This is a genomic window from Bartonella sp. AD328YNZD, from assembly GCF_042196425.1.
The window spans coordinates 1-505 of sequence record NZ_JBHIQG010000915.1; the positions used below are offsets into that span (position 1 = coordinate 1).

Genomic DNA, 505 nt, shown 5'->3' on the forward strand with positions numbered 1-505 from the left:
CCACTCCAAATCTACGGTATTTTACGCAATATTTAAAATCATTTAAAAATACCAAAATATATAAATAAGAAAAATACCGCAAAGATTCAGAATTTTTATATGAAAAGCGAGCATAACACATGTGTTAAAAAAACCCGCTTATAAATAAATCGGGTTTTTTTAATGTAGCCTAAATTATTTTTTATTAACTGCTTCTTTAAGGCTTTTTCCTGCAGAAAACTTGGGTACAGAACGTGCTGGAATATCGATTTCAGCACCCGTTGAAGGATTACGCCCCTTCGTAGCAGCACGATGAGAAACTTCAAAAGAGCCAAAACCTGGAAGACGAACATCTCCCCCTGAAGCCAAAGCTTCTGTTACAGAAGCCATAAAAGCATCAACAACAGCACCAGCTTGCGCTTTCGAAACGCCTGCCTTTTCAGCAACGGAGCTAACCAATTCACTTTTATTCATAGAACATTTCCTTTCCCTATATTACCTGACAACATGACTTAATCATGTTATT

General features: G+C 36.4%; 1 protein-coding gene. It reads right to left on the reverse strand.

Annotation, left to right across the window (positions count from 1 at the left end; genetic code table 11):
• Window positions 1-174: 174 nt before the first annotated feature.
• The gene (locus tag ACFIO3_RS15730) at window positions 175-453 is read right to left on the reverse strand and encodes an HU family DNA-binding protein (protein ID WP_012231443.1); all 279 of its coding nucleotides are present in this window, start codon (window positions 451-453) and stop codon (window positions 175-177) included.
• Window positions 454-505 lie beyond the last annotated feature (52 nt).

What these genes read in the sequence shown, in the direction of transcription:
- ACFIO3_RS15730 (WP_012231443.1), bottom strand. Translation starts at nt 453, where the DNA reads ATGAATAAAAGTGAATTGGTTAGCTCCGTTGCTGAAAAGGCAGGCGTT.